The organism is Brachybacterium phenoliresistens (assembly GCF_039530785.1).
GTDB classification, from domain to species: Bacteria; Actinomycetota; Actinomycetes; order Actinomycetales; family Dermabacteraceae; genus Brachybacterium; species Brachybacterium phenoliresistens.
Genome location: NZ_BAAAOW010000008.1, coordinates 72,064 through 90,075 on the forward strand (window position 1 = coordinate 72,064; position 18,012 = coordinate 90,075).

Sequence of the window (18,012 nt, forward strand, 5' to 3'; positions counted from 1 at the left end):
TCCGTCCGTGCGGCACCGTGCTCCTTCTCCCCGTGCGCGGTCGAGGTCGGTCCTCTGTCGAGGGGCGCGGGCCTCGCGGCCCATCACCCCGCCTGCGGGTACGCGGCCTGGGCCACCGACTGCAGCGCGTGGCGCACCGTCCTGCCGGCGGCGCGAGCGGCTTCCTGTGCCGGGACAAGCGCGATCCAGCCGACCATGTCGGCGTCCCCCTGCATGCCCGCGTCGACGGATTCCCACACGCGCTCGCCCTTGATGGAGCGCAGCACGGCGAGGAAGGCGTCCTCGACCGGCTCGTCGGATGCGGCGATGGTCCCCAGCGGCAGAGCCTCCGCCTGCTCGGCGCTGGTGATGATGGTCGTGGTGTACAGCATGGTCATCCCCTGGTCCGTGGATGGAACTGCACTGCCGCACTGCGGCAGATTTCAATCACCGAACATTAGCGCGCCCGGGCCCGCCCGCGACAGCCTCTCCTGCTGCGCAGGAGAAGTACCCCCGAAGTACCCCCCGAGCACCCGCCGGGCCGTGTCCGAACCGTGACCTCCGGAGTGTCCGATTCTCCGGTTTCCTCCGTGTCGCCGGGGGTGGCGGTGGTTCAATGGGTGCATCGTCCATGCCGGTCACCGCGGGGAGACGCGCAGCGCACGGCAGGCGAGGACCGGACACCGGGAGTGGTCCTGTGGGGGGACCGCGAACACCGCCCGATCCGCGAGACCGGGCCTCGGTCCGGAGATGGCAGCGCACGTGCACGATCCTTGAACGGACCAGGGACGGGATCACCACTGCACGGACGCTGCACAGCACGTCCCGTGCCCCGTGGGGTGCGGTGCCTTCCGCGCTCCTGGTCGCGCCTGACGCACCACGGAGGAGCCCATGGAGACCCGAACCCATACCAGCCCGGCCCTGGGCATGGACGACTCCCGGGGCCGGGCTGCACGACTCCTCGCCGAGATCGAGGAGATCCGCGAGAGCACCGCCGAGGACCGCCTCGCCGGCTTCCTGGACACCTCCTACTTCGCGGCCTGCCTGCTGGTCCCCGACGCGCTCGAGGAGCTCCTCGCCGCGATGCCCTCCCGGCCCGATCCGCTCGGCGCCCGCAACGCCCTGGCGCGGACGTTCCTGCACGCGGACGCGCCCGTGCCCGTGCACGCCTCCGTCCAGTTCGGACGCTGGTACGCACAGACTACCTCGCCCGGGCTGCGGGACCGGCTCGGGATGCTCCTGCTGCGGCTCCAGCAGCAGACCTTCGACGGCCGCCACGATCTCGCCGTGCGCACGGCGGAGGAGCTGACGGTGGAGCTGAACTCCGCCCCCGACCGCTCCGGGATCCAGGACTTCCTGCCCGCCGTGCTGATCGGCGTGGGCTCGGCCCACCTGCAGGCCGGCAGCCTGGACGCCGCGGTCGGCTCCTACCGGTCGGCCGCGCGCTGGGCGGAGGCCGGCTCCCATCCCGCCCACGAGCACGCCGAGTCCTTCGTCGAGCTCGTCCGGGCGCTGCGGGCCGACGGCTGCCCCCACGAGGCGCGTCGGCGCATCGCCCCCGTGCATCCGCGCGGCGCCCGCAGCTCCCTGTTGTGGATCTGGACCTGCGTCGCCGTGCTCGCCCGCGGCCTGCGCTCCCTGGCGGCGGGCGACCTCCACGCCGCTCAGGAGTCCCTCGAGCGCATCGGCCTCGGGCCCGAGGGCGGGGACGCGGACGCGCTCGGGCAGTACTGGTGGGTGCCGCTGCACCTGCGGGCGGGGATCGCCCTGCGCCGCGGCGACCGCGACCGGGAGGCCCACCTGCTCCGGCGCGGGCTGGAGGAGCACTTCCCCTCCGTCGGCCCGACCTCCTACGCGGGCAGCCTGCTGCGGGCCGACCTCGCGGACCTCCTCCAGGCCTGCCATGCCGACAGCGAGGCCGCGGCCGTGCTCGACGAGGCGGAGCGCGGCGTGCCGACCTCGCAGGTCCTCGCCTCCCGGGCCCGCCTGCTGCACCTGACCGGTGATGATGCCGGGCTGGACCGGCTGCTCGAGAGGACCGGCCGCTTCCATCCGCTGAGCTCGCCGGAGCTGGACGTCCTGCGTCTGCTGCGGCGGCATGCCCGGCTGCCCCGGCAGGCGCCCGCCGCTGAGGACCACGATCTGTGGAGGGCGGTCATGGCCCGTGCCGGCGACCTCGAGCTGTCCCTGCTCCCGGCCGAGGCCGCCGCGGCCTCCGCCCCCGACGGGGAGACTCCGCGCCCCGTGGGGTCCGGCCCCTTCAGCCGTCCGGACCCCGCGCATCTCAGCCGGGCCGAGCGCGACCTGGTGGCGACCCTGCGGGCCGACGACACCATCGCCTCGGTCGCCCAGCGGATGTACTTGTCCCCGCACACCGTCAAGACCCGCCTGCGCGACATCTACCGCAAGCTTGGTGTGCACTCCAAGGAGGAGCTCTTCGAGCATCGGGGCGCGCTCCTGCACCCGCCGCCCTGAGCTCGCCGTCCCGACGCGACCGTCGGCAGGTGAGCCTACCGACGCGTCACGTCACGAAGTCGTCACAGTTCCAACGCGCAGGGCCATCACCTGCCGGTCCCCCGGGACAGGCAGGGCGAGGGAGGCTAGCATGAATCGTCGGCGGGACAGCGCCGCACCGGGGCGCGGGCATGTGGGGAGGCTCGCGCGAGCCGGGAAGGACCACAGGGGGACCACCATCTTGACCACGGACATCTCTGCGCCGACGACGCGGCGCACCGCCGGCTCGACGCCGCACGCCGCCGACGCGACGCCGCATGCTGCGAGCGCGACAGAGGCGCGCAGCGCGCTGCGCCGCAGCATCGCCTCCGCCGGCTCCAGCCGCGCCCTGCGACGCGGCAGCATCGCGGCGATGGTTATCGCCGACGTGCTGTGCCTGGTGATCGCGGCGCTCACGGCCTACATGCTGCGCCAGGCGGTGCTGGGCCGCGCCGGCGACCTCACCGAGAACCTGTGGGACGCGGCCGTCCTCATCGCCCTGGGCTGGCTGGTCGCCATCGTCCTGTTCAGCGGGTACGACCCGCGCCTGCTGCCGGCGGGTCCCGAGCTGTTCGGCAACGTGCTGCACGCGAGCCTCGCCGCGGCCGGGATCGTGGGCAGCGTCGTCTACCTCGCGAGCATCGAGCTCTCCCGCGGGTTCTTCCTGGCGTTCTTCGTGATCGGGCCTCTCCTGCTGCTGCTGAACCGCCTGCTGCTGCGCCGCATCCTCAACGCGGTGCGGGCCCGCGGGCACTTCCGCGAGGGCGTCATCGCCGTCGGGGACCTGCGCCATGTCGACGGGATCGCCCGCACGATCGGCCGCGAGACCTGGCTGGGCTACGACATCGTCGGCGCGGTGACGCCGCCCGGGGACCGGTCCACGGCCTCCGCGCTGGGGATCCCGGTCCTCGGCACCGAGGCGGATCTGCTGAGCATCGCCGACGAGGTGCGCCCGCACGTGCTTCTGTTCACCGCCGGGTCCAGCGCGAGCGCCGAGGAGTTCCGGCGCACGGCGTGGAAGCTCGAGGACGCCGAGGTCCGGGTGATCGTCGTGCCGGCGCTGACGGAGATCTCCGCCGACCGCGTGCGCATGCGCCCCGTGGCCGGCCTGCCGCTGGTGCACATGGACCTGCCGCGCGCCCGCCACGCCGTGAAGTGGACCAAGCGCGCCGTGGACGTGCTGGCCTCCGGCGCCCTGCTGATCCTGCTGTCCCCGCTGCTGGCCGCGATCGCCCTGGCGGTTCGCTCCGCCGACGGCGGGCCCGTGATCTTCCGCCAGCAGCGGGTGGGACGCGACGGCGAGCAGTTCGAGTTCCTCAAGTTCCGCACCATGGTCACCGACGCCGAGGCGATCCTCGTGGAGATGACCGAGCGCGCGGTCCAGGACCGCGGCAACGCCGTCATGTTCAAGATGAAGCACGACCCGCGCATCACCCGGCCCGGCCGCTTCCTGCGCCGCTACTCCCTGGACGAGCTGCCGCAGCTGTGGAACGTGCTGCGCGGGGACATGAGCCTGGTCGGCCCGCGCCCCGCGCTCCCGCGGGAGGTCCACGGCTACTCCGAGGACGCCCACCGCCGCCACAGCGTGCGGCCCGGGATCACCGGCCTGTGGCAGGTGTCCGGGCGCAGCGACCTCTCCTGGGAGGACACCGTGCGCCTGGACCTGTACTACGTGGACAACTGGTCCTTCACGCAGGACGTGCAGATCCTCGCCCGCACCCTGCGGGCCGTGGCCTCGTCCTCCGGCGCCTACTGATGCTCGCCGCGTCCCCGGACGTCGCCCCCGGGGGCTCGGCATCGGGGAGGGGCGTGCGCCGCCCCGTCCTGCTCGTGGTCGCCGCGTCCGTTCTCGCCCTCTACCCGATTGGCGCGGGCGCGCTCCTGCTCACGGCCGACGGCTGGGCCGTGAACCGGGCGAACGTTCGGATCTGGTACGCGGTGACCTCCGTGACCGGGGGCCGCAGCGTGATCACGCCCGAAGTCTTCGCCGTCCTGGCCAATGTGGCCCTGTTCGTGCCGCTGCTGGCGGCGCTCGCCGTGCTCGTCCCCCGCTGGTGGTGGGTGCTGCCGGCATCGGCGCTGAGCATCGGCGTGGAGCTGTACCAGCTGGGCCTGGGCACCCGGCAGGCCGATGTGCTCGACGTCCTCGCCAACACCGCCGGGGCGGTGCTCGGCGTCTGGCTGGGCCGGGCCATCCATCGCCGGGTCAGCGGCGGCGCAGCGCCCGCCCCAGGCGGTCGAACCACTCCCGCCGCATCTCCGCGCGGCTCGGCCGATGCCCCAGCCGGAGCGCCAGATGATCGGGATTGACACGCGCCGCATCCAGCAGCAGGGCCGCCCGCTCCCGCACGCCCGCGGCGTCGCGCCAGCGCGCCCGGCGGATCCCCCGGGAATCGGCCCGGGCATGCAGAGCGCTCCAGATGTGCTCGCCCGGCAGCCCGCGGGCCAGCTCCGGACGGCCGGTCGCGATGACCAGCGGCACCGTCGCCCCCAGGCGGGCGGCCAGCGCATCCAGCCGCTCCCGCTCCGCGGCATCGGCCTCCGTCCAGCAGACCCGCACGTCGTGACGGGCATGACCGGAGGCGTCGCGAGCCGCATGCACGAGCAGCAGCAGGCGCTGGGCCAGCAGATCCGGCACCGCGCAGGAGGCCCCGCCCAGGTCGACGGCATGCGCGCCCGCCCACATCAGCGCGAAGGTCTCCTCCGGGTCGCGGTCCAGCCCCGGGAAGGAACGGTGCACGTCGACCGTGCCCCACACGGGATGGTGGAAGGTCGCCGCATGGGCGAACACGCTGCCGTGGCGGAAGCTCGTGACCTGTCCCCAGCCGGCGGCCACCAGCGCCGGGACCAGCGTGTCGACGTGCGCCGGGTGCACCAGCAGATCGCAGTCCGTCGACGGGCGGCGGCCCTCGGCGAGCACGGGATGCAGGGCCACGCCCTTGACGTGCAGGATGGGCACCTGCGCCTCCCGGGCGAGGTGCTCGAGGACGCCGTGCGCGAGCCGCAGCCGCGTCAGCGCCGGCACCTGGGCCGTGGAGGGTTCCATGCGGCCCACTCTAGAGACTCACGGCATGATCGGGGGTGTCGGGAGGAGCAGGTCCACAGGATGCACGGCCAGGAAGGAGGGACGAGGGATGCACGAGCTCGACGGACGGATCCAGCACTACGCCTGGGGATCGGCGACCGCCATCCCCCAGTTCCTGGGCCGCGACGCGGACGGCACGCCGTGGGCGGAGGTCTGGTACGGCGCGCACCCCCTGGCGCCCTCGCGGCTGCCCGGAGGGCTGGACCTGGACGCGGCGATCGCCGCGGACCCGCGGCGCACCCTCGGCGACGGCGTCGCCCGGGCCTTCGAGGACCGCCTGCCGTTCCTGCTGAAGATCATCGCCCCCGAACGGCCGCTGTCCCTGCAGGTCCATCCCACGCGCGAGCACGCCGCCGAGTCCTTCGCCGCGGAGAACGCCGCCGGGCTGGCCCTGGACTCCCCGCACCGCAACTACCGCGACGACAACCACAAGCCCGAGATGCTGGTGGCCCTGACCCGCTTCACCGCCCTGTGCGGCTTCCGCACCCCGCGCCGCGCCGCCGCGATCCTCGAGGGGCTGGGCACCGACCTCACCGATCGCCTCCACTCCCTGCTGGTGCGCAACCCGACCGCCCACGGCATGCGCGCGGCGTTCCGCACCCTCGTCTCCACGTCGATGCGTCCTCCGGCCCGCGCCGTCGAGGAGGTCGTCGCCGCGTGCCGCGCCCGCCAAGAGGCCGGGGCGTCCCCGTCCCCGCGCATCGACCGGATCGTGTCCCTGCTGGCCGAGCACCACCCGGGCGATCCCGGCGTCGCCGCGGCGCTGCTGCTGAACCCGGTCACCCTGCAGCCCGGCGAGGCCATGTTCGTGCCCGCCGGAGCGCTGCATGCCTACCTGCACGGCGTGGGGGTGGAGATCATGGCGGCCAGCGACAACGTGCTGCGCGCCGGGCTGACCCCCAAGCGGGTCGATGCCGACGAGATGCTCCAGTGCGTGAGCGTCGCCGCCGCCCCGCCGCTGCGCGTCGCCCCCGAGCGCCAGAACGCCACCTCGGTGGCCTACTACGCCCCGGTCGACGATTTCGAGCTGTCGATGACCACCCTCGAGGATCCGCCCGGCGTCTTCGGGCGCCGCCACGCCGTCCCCGGCAGCGGGCCGCGGATCGTGCTGGGCCTGGAGGGCGAGGTGCTGCTGGAGACCGACGCGGGCCGGCACGTGCTGCCCGCCGGGCGCGCCGTGTTCGTCCCCGCGGCCGACGGCGCCCTGCGCGCCGGCGGCCGGGGGCGCTTCGCCCAGGCGTGCGTCCCGTGAGCCGACGCTTCCGCCTGCGGCCGATGGTCCACGAGGTCGAGGACGGCGAGGTGTGGGCCGGCGTCCTGCCCGACGGCCCGATCCTCCGCCTCGGCGGGGCCGCGGCGCCGCTGCTGGCCGTGCTCGCCGAGCAGGAGGACGCCCTGGACGCCGCCGGCATCGCCGACCGGATGCGCGCGGAGGTCGAGGGCATGCCCGAGGACGCCGAGCACGTCATCCGCGGCTTCCTCGACCAGCTCGCCGACCTCGGCCTCGTCGAGACCGTCGACGACGCCCCACCCGACCAGGAGAACCCATGACCCCGGCACCCGCCGAGATCGACCTGCACACCCTGCATCTGCGCATCGCCGGTCTCGGGCTCCAGCTCGACTTCGGTCCCGGCCACGAGGCCCTCGCGGAGGAGGCGGCGCGCCTGTGGGCGCACCTGGCCGCGGACCCCGAGGCGGGGACCGTCCCGATCGGCCCCGAGGTCCCGACGACCCGCCGCACCTACCTCGTCCCGCCCGAGGACGCCCGCGCCGAGGCGGCGCGCTGGATCGCCGACGGGCGGGTCGAGGCGCTCGGCCCGCTGCTCACCCGCCCGGACGCGGTGATCCTCGCCCCCGGCCCCGGGGCGGCCTACGCGCTCTCCGGCGACGTGACGCGCGAGATCATCGGCCGGCTGCTCGGCACCCGGATCCTGCTGCACGCCGGCGTCGTCGCGCACCCGCAGCGGGGCGTCGTGGCGATGGTCGGGGCATCGGGCGCCGGGAAGTCCACCGCGACGCTCACGCTGGGACGCGAGGGCGCCTATCTCACCGACGAGCTCGCGATCATCGACCCGGTGAGCCGCGCCGTCACCGCGTACGCCAAGCCCGTCTCCCGGATCTCCGCCGCCTCCGGGCGGAAGCAGGATCACGCCCTCGACGCGCTGGGGCTGGAACCGGCCCCCGGCGCCACGGGCATCGACGTCCTCGTGCTGCTGGACCGGGCCGAGGACGCCTCGCCGGGCCTCGAGCGCGTGCCCCAGGCCGAGGCCCTGCTGGCGCTGGTCGAGCAGTCCTCGTCCCTCTGGGCGGTCCCGCACGGCCTGGCCTCCCTCGCGGAGATCCTCCGCCGCGCCGGCGGCGCGCTGCGCGCCCGATACGCGGAGGCCACGCAGCTCGCCGCCCTCCTGGCCGACCCTCCGCCGCCCTGCGAGGAGGCATGGGAGGAGATCCCGGTGCCCGATCTCGAGGCGCCGGCCGAGGGAGCCCTCGCGCTGGCACCGCTCGCGCAGGCGCTCGCCGTGGAGGACGGGCTGGTGCTGCTCGCCGAGGGCCGCGCGACCCACCTGGTCGGGCTCGGGGCCGTCATCTGGGAGGAGCTCGCCGCCGCCGGCTCCCTCTCCATCGAGGAGCTCGAGCAGCGGGTCGTCGCGTTCGCCGGCCCCCACCCCGACAGCGCCGCCATGCTGGCCGCGGCCGTCGACACCCTCGTCGAGGACGGCTGGATCCGCCGCGGCTGAGCGTCAGCGTCCAGGACGCGACCGAGGCGCGGGCGATCCCCGGGCGCTTGCGGCCGGTCAGACGGCGGGGAGGTCGCCCGTCTCGCGGGCCTCAGCGAGCTGCTCGATGATCTCCTCCACGAAGCGGATCACGTCGTTGCCGCCGCGCACCGGTCCGCCGGCGAGCATGCCATCGGCCCCCAGCAGCACGGCCGAGGGGGAGTGACGGGCGCGGAAGACGTCCATGAGATTGCGGTCGATGTCCTGGGCGGCGGTCTCCCCGGCGCGCTCCAGGACGGAGGCGGGCAGCTCCTCCGGCGGCACGCGGAACAGGGTGCGGATCGTGATCACGTCCCCGATCTCCTCGAGCCATCCCGGGACGGAGGAGAGCACGCGCTCGCAGGGGCCGCAGCCGGGCTGCACCCAGATCAGCAGGGCCGCCCGCTCGCGGGTCAGGGTCTTCAGCGTGATCGGCTCCTGCCCGGCCATGCGGAGCATGCCGTAGGGCGTGGAGGAACGCTGGTAGTCGAGCTCGGCGTCCATGGCGGCGGCATCGGCCGGGAGGTCCGAGGACAGCGCCGGATCGTCGCCGACGGCCTGGTCGGCCGCGGTTCCGCCCTCCGGGGCGGGGCGGCGCGATCCTCCGAGGGTCAGGGCGGTGAGCAGGACCGCGAGCGCCAGCGCCAGCAGCAGAGCGAGGGTGGAGGGAGCCTCTGCCCGCAGCGCCTGCGCGGTCGTGCCCGAGGCCGCGGAGCCCAGCGCCAGCGCGGCGAGGACGACCAGCAGGATGTTGCGGCCCAGCGTGGTGCGGGAGACCGTGGGGGAGCCGAGCCTGCCGAAGCACGAGCACGTCACCGCCTCCCCGAAGGTCAGCGCCCGCGCGATGATGACGAGATAGGCGAGCATCAGCAGCAGCGTCGCGGCGGCGAGAACGCCCTGCAGCGCCGGCACAGGGATCCACACCGCCACGGCGAGGACGATCTCCGCGAAGGGCAGGGCGGTCGCGGCGACCGGGTGCAGGGAGCGGGCGGGCAGGCGCAGCGAGAGCATCGCATCGGCCGTGGCGGTCCGGTCGGGGAGCTTCGCCAGGCCGCTGACCAGGAGCGTGAGGGAGATCAGCGCCTGCGCGGCGAGCAGCAGGGTCATCGGGCGGTGTCCTCCGTCCCGCTCCGCTGCAGCAGAGCGGCCAGCGCCGTCACGTGCTCCTGGATCATCCTCGCGGACTGCGCCGCGGCCTGCTCCGAGCGGCGGTAGGGATCGGGGATATCGCGCCCCGCCGGCGCGGACGCCCGGGTCCAGGCGGCGACGGCTCCGCGGGTCAGCGGCCTGTCGCCGACCTGCGCCGTGAGCTCGGGCAGGTGGCCCAGCAGGCCGGTGCGGCGCGCGGCGGCGGGAGACTCCTCGAGAACCAGGTTGCGCTGGCGCCCGGACATGACCAGGACGAGATCGGCCGAGAGGTCCTCGACCTGCAGCTGCCGGGAGCGGAAGCCGTCGCTGCCCACGCCGAGCAGGGCGAGCTGTCCGGCCATCTGCCGCTCCATCCCCTGCCCGACGAGCGCGTAGGTGCCGCGGCTGCTCACCGCGAGCTCCGGCACGCGATCGCGCAGCAGGAGCTCGGCGAACGGGGATCGGCAGACGTTGCCCGTGCAGACGAACAGCACCGAGCGCACGGGATCGTCCGCAGAGCGCGGCGTGGGGGGTTCGGTCATGCCTCCAGGCTACTCGGCGGGCACCGTGGCGAGCTGGGCCCGGGGCCGCGATGTGGCTCTCCACGCGCGGGGGAGCGAGGGAGGCCGGGGAATCGGCGCGATGTCCGCATCGCGGGACGAGCGAGCCGCCGGTACGGACCCCCGAAAAAGGGGGGGTGGCGCATCGGGCCGAGAAGTGCTTAGAACGTGCCTGCGGGCCGTTGCAGCGGTCTACCTGACAGTAAGGTCACGAACCGGTGACGAATGGATTCTTGTGCGCCTGAGAGGATGTGCATCCGCGCTGGGCATGCGAGGATCGGCACGGGTCTCTCGCTGCCCGCCGGACGCCAGGGGTTGTGTGGTCCCGCCGACGGGCAGGGAGTCGCGGAGTCCGCGACAGGGGTGATTTCAGCAGTATGCCTCGCGCTGCCCTGTATTACGGCTTTCCCTATTTCCCTTGGTTTTCGAAAGAGGTTCAGATGAGCACCGGAGTTTCCCCCGAGACTCGGGAGACCACTCCCCGTCTCCACCCGTCGCGTCGCGCGATCGTCAAGGGCGCCGCCTGGGCCGCGCCGGTCGCAGCAGCGTCCGTCGCCGCGCCCGCGATGGCCGCCAGCCCCACCCAGTGCGCCCCCGTGGGCACGCTGTTCGACGCGCAGGCACGCGGCCGCTTCCTCAGCGGCGCGATCGGCGGCGTGAACCTCGACAACGTGGCCGCCGTCGAAGGCGCTCACGCCCAGGCCGTCGCCGGCACCCCCATCGACGAGGAGTCCGCGGGTCTGGACGTCAGCGTCCTGAACACGCTGAACCTGAGCCTGGGCGGCCTCACCGGCGCCGTCTCAGACATCCTCACCATCGTGGCCGCTCAGGACGCCGGTGTGCTGAACCAGTACGCCTACGCGAACGAGGCCGCGGAGGGCACTAACACCGGCGAGATCGGCGCCTCGGGCGCCGTCAACCAGGCGAGCGGTGCGCTGACTCTGGACACCGGCTCCTCGAACCCGCCCGAGCTGGGCAGCATTGACCTGCGCTCGCTCCTGCAGCAGGTCGCCGGGGACAACAGCGTCACCCAGCTGCTCTCCTACATCTCGGACCTTCGCCTGAACATCGGCGCCCTCGCGGGCCGCGCCTACATGGACTCCCTGTGCGTCGAGCCCGACGTGGACCAGGTCGAGCGCGACTACCTCATCGCCTACCTGCGGCTGGTCGTGGAGTCGGACCTCGTCGGCCAGCTCCTCACCACCCTCAACGAGGTGCTGCCGACGCTGACGATCTCCACCTCGGCCGTGTGGAGCATCCTCCAGGGCGTCCCGCTGCTCGGCGGTCTCCTGTCCGCCCTCGGCCAGAGCGCCCTCGAGGTCACCGCCACCGTCGACCTCGCGCAGCTGACCGGCGAGCCCATCCCCGATGACGTCAACTCCGCGCTGCGGATCGACTTCGAGGACGGGACCATCACGCTCGACGTCGCCTCCCTGCTGGGCGGTGCGTACACGGGTGACATCTCCGAGTTCCTCAACGAGCTCTCCCCGAACACGCGCCTCTTCGTCGACGCAGGGCTGCCCGGCGGCGCCGTCGTGGCGCTCACCGACAGCTGGGTCGACGGCCTCATCGAGCGGCTGAAGGACCTCGTCTTCGTGTCCGTCCGGGCGGGCAGCGTGACCGGTCTCGGCGCGACCGGTCTGCTCATCGAAGGCACCCTCCGCCAGTTCCTCGAGGGCGGCGCGACGGCGACCTTCCGGCTGCTCGGAGCGTCGATCAACCTCGGCGCACTGCTGAACCCGCTGCTCGCCAGCATCGGCGACCTGGTCCAGGACACTCTCGACACCCTGCTGAACGACAGCGCCCTGCTGGACACCGCCCTCGGCGGAGTCAACGAGCTGCTGGCGGCGCTGTTCGACGTGCTCTCGGGCGTCCTCTCGATCACGGTCAACGCCCAGAACGACGCGAGCGGCACGATCCCGTCGTACTACCAGGCCATCACGCCGGCCGGCCGGTACGACGTCGCCGCCCTGCACCTGGAGATCCTCGGCATCGCGAACCTGCTGAACCTCTCCCTCGCGCGCGGCTCCGTCGGGGAGAACAGCCCCCGCTGACCCGCGACCGACTCGGAACGCCCCGGTGCTGCTGCGCGCAGCGCCGGGGCGTTCCGCGCCCGCGCTCCTGCGGCGCTGGGCCGGGGCTTCCGGGCCTGCATCGGCCGCGGAGTCCGCGTAGCGTGACCGCATGAGCGAAACCCCCTCGCAGAACGAGCCCACCGCGCAGTTGCGCGAGCGCATCGCTGGGGAGGTCGCCGCGCTGCGCGCCTCCTACGCCCGGGGGATCACACGGGACGTCGCCGCCCGCCGCGCAGCCCTCGACGCCCTCGCGGCCGGGATCCGGGCGCACGGCGACGCGCTGCGGGAGGCGCTGCGCGAGGACCTCGGCAAGCATCCCGTGGAATCGGACGTCACCGAGATCGGCACCGTGCTGGCGGAGATCGCCCACGTGCGCCGCAGCCTGCACCGCTGGCTGCGCCCCGAGCCGATCCCGCTGGGGGCGATGCTCGCCCCCGCCCGCGGCAGCCTGCACCGCGAGCCGCTGGGCACCGTGCTGATCATCGCGCCGTGGAACTACCCCGTGAACCTCTCGCTGATGCCGCTGGTAGGCGCCATCGCCGGGGGGAACACCGCCATCCTCACGCCCAGCGAGACGGCCCCCGCGACCAGCGCGGCCCTCGCCGCCCTCGTGCGGGAGCATCTCGATCCCGGCTGGGTGCGCGTGGTCGAGGGCGGCATCCCCGAGACCACCGCCCTGCTCGAGCAGCGCTTCGATCTCATCTTCTACACCGGCGGCGGGCCCGTCGCCCGCATCGTCGCGCGCGCCGCGGCCGAGCACCTCACCCCGACCGTCCTCGAGCTGGGCGGCAAGAGCCCCGTCTTCGTGGACGAGGGCGTCGACCTCGCCGCCGCCGCCCGGCGGATCGTCTGGGGCAAGCTCACCAACGCCGGCCAGACCTGCGTCGCCCCCGACCACCTGATGGCCACCCGCGCCACCCTCGACGCCCTCCTGCCGCACCTGCGCGACGCGATCCGCGCCCAGCACGGCGCCGACCCCCGCCACAGCCGCGCCTACGGGCGCATCGTGAACCAGCGACAGACCGAGCGCCTGGCCGCGCTCATCGACCCGGCCCAGGTCGTCATCGGCGGACAGGTCGACGTCCCGTCCCGCTACGTCGCCCCGACCGTCCTGGACGGCGTCCGCCCCACCGACCCGTGCATGGGCGAGGAGATCTTCGGGCCGCTCCTCCCGCTGCTGGAGGTCTCCTCGGCCGATGAGGCGATCGCCCGGATCGGGGCGGGGGAGGCGCCGCTGACCGCCTACGTCTTCTCGCCCGATCCGCAGGTCCAGGAGCGCTTCGTGCAAGAGACCCGCTCCGGGTCGCTCGCGCTGGACGTCACCCTCGCCCACCTCGGCGCGCGGGAGATGCCCTTCGGCGGGGTCGGCGCCTCCGGCAGTGGCGCCTACCACGGCCGCGCCTCGCTGGAGACGTTCACGCACGCCAAGCCCGTGGTGAAGAAGCCGCTGAGCCCGGACACCCTGCGCCTGGTCCAGCCGCCCTACTCGGGCCTGCGGGCCCGGATGGTCCAACGGATCCTGCAGCGGTGACCGCTCCCGGCCTACTCTTGGGCAAATGACTGATGATCCCGCGGCCACCGCCGACTTCCCCGAGAGGACCGTCCACCGTCGTCGCCTGCTGCTGGTGCTGCTGGTGCCGCTGTTCATGGCCCTCATCGCGGTGTCCGTCATCAACGTCGCCCTCACGGCCATCGGCCATTCCCTCGACGCGACGTCCGAGGGCCTGCAGTGGGTGATCTCCGGGTACGCCCTCTCCTTCGGCGTGCTGCTGGTGCCCGCCGGCCGCCTCGGCGATGCGACCGGCCGCCGGCGCATCCTCATCGTCGGCGTCTCGATCTTCACCCTCGGGTCGCTGCTGAGCGGCCTCGCCCCGAGCGTCGAGGTCCTCAACGCCGCCCGCGTCCTGCAGGGCATCGGCTCCGGGCTGCTGAACCCGCAGACCGTCGCCCTCATCCAGCAGCACTTCCGCGGGCAGGCGCGCGCCGAGGCCTTCGCACTGCTGGGGACCACCGTCGCCGTCGCCACCGCCATCGGCCCCGTGATCGGCGGCCTGCTGATCCAGGTCCTCGGGGAGGACGTCGGCTGGCGCTGGATGTTCTTCATGAACGTGCCCATCGGCGTGATCGCCGTGGTCGGCGCCCTGCTCTGGATCCCGGACGACAGGGTCCGCGGGCGGCGCGTCGACCTCGACCCCGTCGGCACGGTGCTGCTGACCCTCGCGATCCTCGGGGTGATGCTGCCCTTCCTCGAGCGCGGCGTGAACCCGCTGATCTGGCTGTGCATCCCCGCCGGTCTGCTGGTCCTGGCGCTGTGGTGGTCCTGGGAGCACCGCTACAAGCGCGCCGGCCGCCCGCCGATGGTCGACCCGGAGATCTTCGCCGGCGCCGCCTTCCGCAACGGCATCATCATCGTCTCGGTGTACTTCCTCGGCGCGACCAGCGTGTGGATCATCGTCCCGCTGTTCCTGCAGATGCACTTGCACCACACCGCCTTCGAGGCCTCGCTGCTGGGCCTGCCCTCCTCGATCGCCGCCGCCTTCTCCTCCCAGATCGCCGGCCGCTACGTGCTCACGCTGGGGCGGCGGCTGGTCATCTATGGCTTCATGGTCTCCTTCACCGGGCTGCTGGGGGTGGCGCTGCTGGTGGGCTTCGTCGAGTCGGGGGCGGTCCCGTTCTGGGTGCTCGCCGTGCCGCTCACGCTGATGGGCGTCAGCCAGGGCATGACCATCTCCCCGAACCAGACCCTCACCCTGAACTCGGTGGATCCGCGCTTCGGCGGCGTCGCCGGCGGCGTGCTGCAGCTGGGGCAGCGCCTGGGCGCGGCGGTGGGCACCGCGCTGATCCCCGGCGTCATCTTCTCGCTCACCGAGTCCGGCACCGCTTGGCAGGAGGCGTTCATCATCGCCCTGGTGATCATCATGGCGCTCACCCTCGCCGCGATGCTGGTCAGCGTCCGGGATCGTGCGCGCGAGCGCTCCGCTCCCGGGGCGCGGTAGGAGCGGCCGATGCCCGGGAATGCGCCGAACCGGCCGGCAGGTCCGAGGGGCCCTGCCGAGCCAACCGCCCTGATCGTCCTCGCCGGGGGAGGGGCGGTGCGCCTGGGCGGGGTCTCCAAGCCCGATGTGCGCGTGCACGGCCGTCGCCTGCTGGACATCGTCCTCGAGGCCGGGGCCCGGTGCGCGCCGCGCGTGGTGGTCGCTCCGGAGGCGGTCGCCGTCCCGGACGGGGTGCTGCGCACCCTGGAGGACCCGCCCCACGGCGGGCCCGTCGCGGGGATCGCCGCAGGTCTGGCCGCCCTGCGCGGCCGGGCCTCGACCGGCGAGGTCCCCGACGTGCTCGTCCTCGCCTGCGACCTGCCCGGTGCCGCCGAGCTCGCCGGGCCCCTGCTCGCAGCCCGCGGCGCCCCGCAGCTCCGCGAGCGGCCGGGCGGGGCGCCCGAGGGCGTGATCGCCGCCCGCCCCGACGGGCGGCGGGAGATGCTCGCGATCCTCGTCTCCCGCACGGCGCTCGAGGAGGAGCTGCGCCGCGGCGGGGACCGGGACCGGTCCGTCCGCTCCGTCCTGGCCGGCCTCGACCTCGCGGAGGTCCCCGTCCCGGCGCGCGCGACCGAGGACGTCGACACCTGGGAGCAGCACGCCCGCTGGGAGCACGGAGCGCCCTAGCCGCTCCTCCCGCACGCTCCGGCGCCGAGCACCCCCGCGAGGTGACCGGACGGTCAGCGGCCTCCCAGCATGCCCGTGGCCTGGACGGACACCGATCCCGAGGGGTCCGGGCGGGGCCGGACGCCCTCCCGCGCGCCCGCGCGCGACTAGGTTGGGACGCCGAATCGACACGAGCGTGCTGCCGCTCGAGCCTCCGGCGACGGTGCGCGGCGCCAGGAAAGGTCATTGTGACGCGCCTCGACGAACCGCCCCAGCCCCCGGGCGAGCACCCGCACGGCCCCGGCCCCAAGAAGATCCTCCAGGAGGTCACCCACCCTGCCCTGATCCCCGGCATCGGGGTGGAGGACACGCCGCGCGTCTTCGGGACCAACTGGGCCGTCTTCGGCATCGCCGGCGGCATGGTCCTCGGCGTCGTGCTGTGGGGCTTCCTGGCCCCGCAGAGCATCAGCGACGCGGGCACCGCCTCGCTCGCCTGGGTCACCGAGCACTTCGGCTGGCTGTTCTCGCTGCTGGCCGTGCTCGCCATCGTGTTCATGCTGGTGGCCGGCTACGGGCGCACCGGCGGGATCCGCCTGGGCGCGGACGACGAGTCCCCGGAGTTCTCCACCGTCTCCTGGATCGCCATGCTGTTCTCCGCCGGCATGGGCATCGGCCTGCTGTTCTGGGGCCCCGCCGAGCCGCTGACCTACTTCAACGACGTCCCGCCGGGGGCCGACGCCGAGGCCGGCACGCGGGACGCGATGCTCGTCTCCCTGGCCCAGTCCGTCCTCCACTGGGGGCCGATGGCCTGGGCGTTCTACGCCCTGGTCGGCGGCGCCATCGCCTACGCCGCCTACCGCCGCGGCCGCGCCCCGCTGATCTCGGCGATCTTCCGGCCGATCTTCGGCGAGCGGACCGAGGGCTGGCTGGGCGCGGTGATCGACGTCTTCGCCATCATCGTGACCCTGTTCGGCACCGGCGTCACCCTGGGCATGGGCGCCCTGCAGATCGCCAGCGGCGTCGAGCACGTCTCCGGCATCGGCCCGCTGGGCAACGGCGCGCTGATCGTCATCATCACGGTCCTGACCATCGCCTTCGTCGCCTCGGCCGTCTCCGGCATCAAGCGCGGGATCCGGGCGCTGTCCAACATCAACATGGTCATCGCGGCCGTGATCGGCGTGTTCGTCTTCGTCGCCGGCCCCACCCTGTTCCTGCTGAACATGATCCCGGCCAGCATCTCCGCCTTCCTCGGCGACCTGTGGCTGATGCTCATGCGCAACCCGTCCCAGGGAGACGAGGCCGCCTCCTTCCTCGCCTCGTGGACCAACTACTACTGGGCGTGGTGGATCTCCTGGACGCCGTTCGTGGGCATGTTCATCGCGAAGATCTCCCGCGGCCGCACCCTGCGCGAGTTCGTCACCGTCGTGATCATGGTGCCCTCGGCCGTGTGCGTCGTGTGGTTCGGCGTCATGGGCGGCACCACCATGCTGTTCGAGTCCCAGGGGCGCGGGATCAGCGACGCCGGCGGGTCCGAGGCGATCCTCTTCGCGGTGTTCTCGAACCTGCCCTTCGGGATCATCTTCTCCGTCCTCGCGATGGTCTCGATCATCCTGTTCTTCGTGACCTCGGCCGATTCCGCCGCGATCGTCATGGGCTCGATGAGCCAGCGCGGCCGCCCGGAGCCCTCCACCTGGGTCACCATCACGTGGGGCGTGCTGCTGGGCGCCGCCGCCCTCGCCCTGCTGCTGGCCGGCGGGGAGACCGCCCTGTCCGGGCTGCAGTCGATCATGGTCGTCTCCGCCCTGCCGTTCGCGCTGGTGGTCATCGGCATCATGGTCTCCTGGGCCAAGGAGCTGAACTCGGACCCGTACATGCTGCGCCAGCGCTACGCCCGGGCCGCCATCGCCCAGGGCGTGCGGCGCGGCATCGCCGAGCACGGCGACGACTTCGTCTTCGAGGCCACCGAGGTCGCGGCCGAGGAGGGCGCCGGCGCCGGCATCGACAGCGAGGACCCGGCGCTGTCCGACTGGTACGAGACCGCCACCGGGCAGATCCCGGCCCTCACCCCCGAGGACGTCACGCGCACCCTCGACCCCGGGCACATCCAGCCCAAGGGGCCCGGCGACCCCCACCACACCGCCTCCGGCGACGCCTCCCTCACCGTGGGGGAGGAGCGCCGCGAGCGCCATCACCGGGACGGCGCCGGCCCCGAGGTCTGAGGCCGCGCCCGACGGACCTACCCGTCCCGCCGCCGACCGGCCAGCCGTCAGGTCGGCGGCACCCGGTCGGGCCCGG

Annotated in this window: 15 protein-coding genes; 11 read left to right on the forward strand and 4 right to left on the reverse strand. The window is 73.6% G+C overall.

Features of this window, described 5'->3' with window-relative positions; translation table 11 throughout:
* Positions 1-83 precede the first annotated feature (83 nt).
* Positions 84-377 carry a hypothetical protein gene (locus ABD234_RS15330; protein WP_344358028.1) on the reverse strand — a complete coding sequence of 98 codons (294 nt, stop codon included), beginning with the start codon at positions 375-377 and terminating at the stop codon, positions 84-86.
* Between the two features lie 493 nt (positions 378-870).
* Here ABD234_RS15330 and ABD234_RS15335 point away from each other — a divergent pair, with 493 nt between their 5' ends.
* The 3 genes from ABD234_RS15335 to ABD234_RS15345 all read left to right on the forward strand — a co-directional run bounded on the left by ABD234_RS15335 (position 871) and on the right by ABD234_RS15345 (position 4,782).
* A complete protein-coding gene (locus ABD234_RS15335; RefSeq protein WP_344358031.1) occupies positions 871-2,454 on the forward strand; it encodes a helix-turn-helix transcriptional regulator in 1,584 nt (527 codons plus the stop codon).
* Between the two features lie 220 nt (positions 2,455-2,674).
* Positions 2,675-4,228, forward strand: a complete 1,554-nt coding sequence (locus ABD234_RS15340; RefSeq protein WP_344358033.1) for a sugar transferase — start codon at positions 2,675-2,677, stop codon at positions 4,226-4,228.
* A gap of 53 nt (positions 4,229-4,281) precedes the next feature.
* Positions 4,282-4,782, forward strand: coding sequence for a VanZ family protein (locus ABD234_RS15345; RefSeq protein ID WP_344358036.1), 501 nt, complete (start codon positions 4,282-4,284; stop codon positions 4,780-4,782).
* Here the strand turns inward: ABD234_RS15345 and ABD234_RS15350 are convergent.
* On the reverse strand, positions 4,679-5,518 hold the full coding sequence (locus ABD234_RS15350; RefSeq protein ID WP_344358038.1) for a nucleotidyltransferase family protein: 840 nt from the start codon (positions 5,516-5,518) through the stop codon (positions 4,679-4,681). The genes ABD234_RS15345 and ABD234_RS15350 overlap by 104 nt on opposite strands.
* A gap of 88 nt (positions 5,519-5,606) precedes the next feature.
* On the opposite strand from ABD234_RS15350, the gene manA reads away from it, so the two are divergent.
* The 3 genes from manA to ABD234_RS15365 are packed head-to-tail and all read left to right on the forward strand — an operon-like array spanning position 5,607 to position 8,295.
* Complete coding sequence (gene manA, locus ABD234_RS15355) at positions 5,607-6,809, forward strand: mannose-6-phosphate isomerase, class I (protein ID WP_344358041.1); 1,203 nt, start codon at positions 5,607-5,609, stop codon at positions 6,807-6,809.
* Positions 6,806-7,108, forward strand: coding sequence for a PqqD family peptide modification chaperone (locus ABD234_RS15360; RefSeq protein ID WP_156954075.1), 303 nt, complete (start codon positions 6,806-6,808; stop codon positions 7,106-7,108). The genes manA and ABD234_RS15360 overlap by 4 nt, the downstream gene beginning before the upstream one ends.
* The gene (locus tag ABD234_RS15365) at positions 7,105-8,295 is read left to right on the forward strand and encodes a hypothetical protein (protein ID WP_344358045.1); all 1,191 of its coding nucleotides are present in this window, start codon (positions 7,105-7,107) and stop codon (positions 8,293-8,295) included. The genes ABD234_RS15360 and ABD234_RS15365 overlap by 4 nt, the downstream gene beginning before the upstream one ends.
* Positions 8,296-8,352: 57 nt before the next feature.
* Here ABD234_RS15365 and ABD234_RS15370 read toward each other — a convergent pair whose 3' ends face one another.
* The gene (locus ABD234_RS15370) at positions 8,353-9,420 is read right to left on the reverse strand and encodes a MauE/DoxX family redox-associated membrane protein (protein WP_344358048.1); all 1,068 of its coding nucleotides are present in this window, start codon (positions 9,418-9,420) and stop codon (positions 8,353-8,355) included.
* Complete coding sequence (locus ABD234_RS15375) at positions 9,417-9,983, reverse strand: arsenate reductase/protein-tyrosine-phosphatase family protein (RefSeq protein ID WP_344358052.1); 567 nt, start codon at positions 9,981-9,983, stop codon at positions 9,417-9,419. Before ABD234_RS15375 ends, ABD234_RS15370 begins: the two co-directional genes overlap by 4 nt.
* Before the next feature lie 458 nt (positions 9,984-10,441).
* Here ABD234_RS15375 and ABD234_RS15380 point away from each other — a divergent pair, with 458 nt between their 5' ends.
* The 5 genes from ABD234_RS15380 to ABD234_RS15400 all read left to right on the forward strand — a co-directional run bounded on the left by ABD234_RS15380 (position 10,442) and on the right by ABD234_RS15400 (position 17,936).
* On the forward strand, positions 10,442-12,055 hold the full coding sequence (locus tag ABD234_RS15380) for a choice-of-anchor G family protein (RefSeq protein WP_344358055.1): 1,614 nt from the start codon (positions 10,442-10,444) through the stop codon (positions 12,053-12,055).
* 130 nt (positions 12,056-12,185) lie between these two features.
* Positions 12,186-13,607 (forward strand): aldehyde dehydrogenase family protein, encoded by a 1,422-nt coding sequence (locus ABD234_RS15385; protein ID WP_344358058.1) that lies wholly within the window; start codon positions 12,186-12,188, stop codon positions 13,605-13,607.
* Between the two features lie 25 nt (positions 13,608-13,632).
* Positions 13,633-15,072, forward strand: a complete 1,440-nt coding sequence (locus ABD234_RS15390) for an MFS transporter (RefSeq protein WP_344358061.1) — start codon at positions 13,633-13,635, stop codon at positions 15,070-15,072.
* Between the two features lie 9 nt (positions 15,073-15,081).
* Positions 15,082-15,738 (forward strand): molybdenum cofactor guanylyltransferase, encoded by a 657-nt coding sequence (gene mobA / locus ABD234_RS15395; protein WP_344358063.1) that lies wholly within the window; start codon positions 15,082-15,084, stop codon positions 15,736-15,738.
* Between the two features lie 227 nt (positions 15,739-15,965).
* Positions 15,966-17,936, forward strand: a complete 1,971-nt coding sequence (locus tag ABD234_RS15400; RefSeq protein ID WP_344358066.1) for a BCCT family transporter — start codon at positions 15,966-15,968, stop codon at positions 17,934-17,936.
* The last annotated feature ends 76 nt before the right edge of the window (positions 17,937-18,012 follow it).

Bases quoted from the DNA above. Each gene is read 5' to 3' on its own strand.
- ABD234_RS15330 (WP_344358028.1), bottom strand. From the start codon at position 377: ATGACCATGCTGTACACCACGACCATCATCACCAGCGCCGAGCAGGCG.
- ABD234_RS15335 (WP_344358031.1), top strand. From the start codon at position 871: ATGGAGACCCGAACCCATACCAGCCCGGCCCTGGGCATGGACGACTCC.
- ABD234_RS15350 (WP_344358038.1), bottom strand. From the start codon at position 5,518: ATGGAACCCTCCACGGCCCAGGTGCCGGCGCTGACGCGGCTGCGGCTC.
- manA (WP_344358041.1), top strand. From the start codon at position 5,607: ATGCACGAGCTCGACGGACGGATCCAGCACTACGCCTGGGGATCGGCG.
- ABD234_RS15365 (WP_344358045.1), top strand. From the start codon at position 7,105: ATGACCCCGGCACCCGCCGAGATCGACCTGCACACCCTGCATCTGCGC.
- ABD234_RS15370 (WP_344358048.1), bottom strand. From the start codon at position 9,420: ATGACCCTGCTGCTCGCCGCGCAGGCGCTGATCTCCCTCACGCTCCTG.
- ABD234_RS15375 (WP_344358052.1), bottom strand. From the start codon at position 9,983: ATGACCGAACCCCCCACGCCGCGCTCTGCGGACGATCCCGTGCGCTCG.
- ABD234_RS15380 (WP_344358055.1), top strand. From the start codon at position 10,442: ATGAGCACCGGAGTTTCCCCCGAGACTCGGGAGACCACTCCCCGTCTC.
- ABD234_RS15385 (WP_344358058.1), top strand. From the start codon at position 12,186: ATGAGCGAAACCCCCTCGCAGAACGAGCCCACCGCGCAGTTGCGCGAG.
- ABD234_RS15390 (WP_344358061.1), top strand. From the start codon at position 13,633: ATGACTGATGATCCCGCGGCCACCGCCGACTTCCCCGAGAGGACCGTC.
- mobA (WP_344358063.1), top strand. From the start codon at position 15,082: ATGCCCGGGAATGCGCCGAACCGGCCGGCAGGTCCGAGGGGCCCTGCC.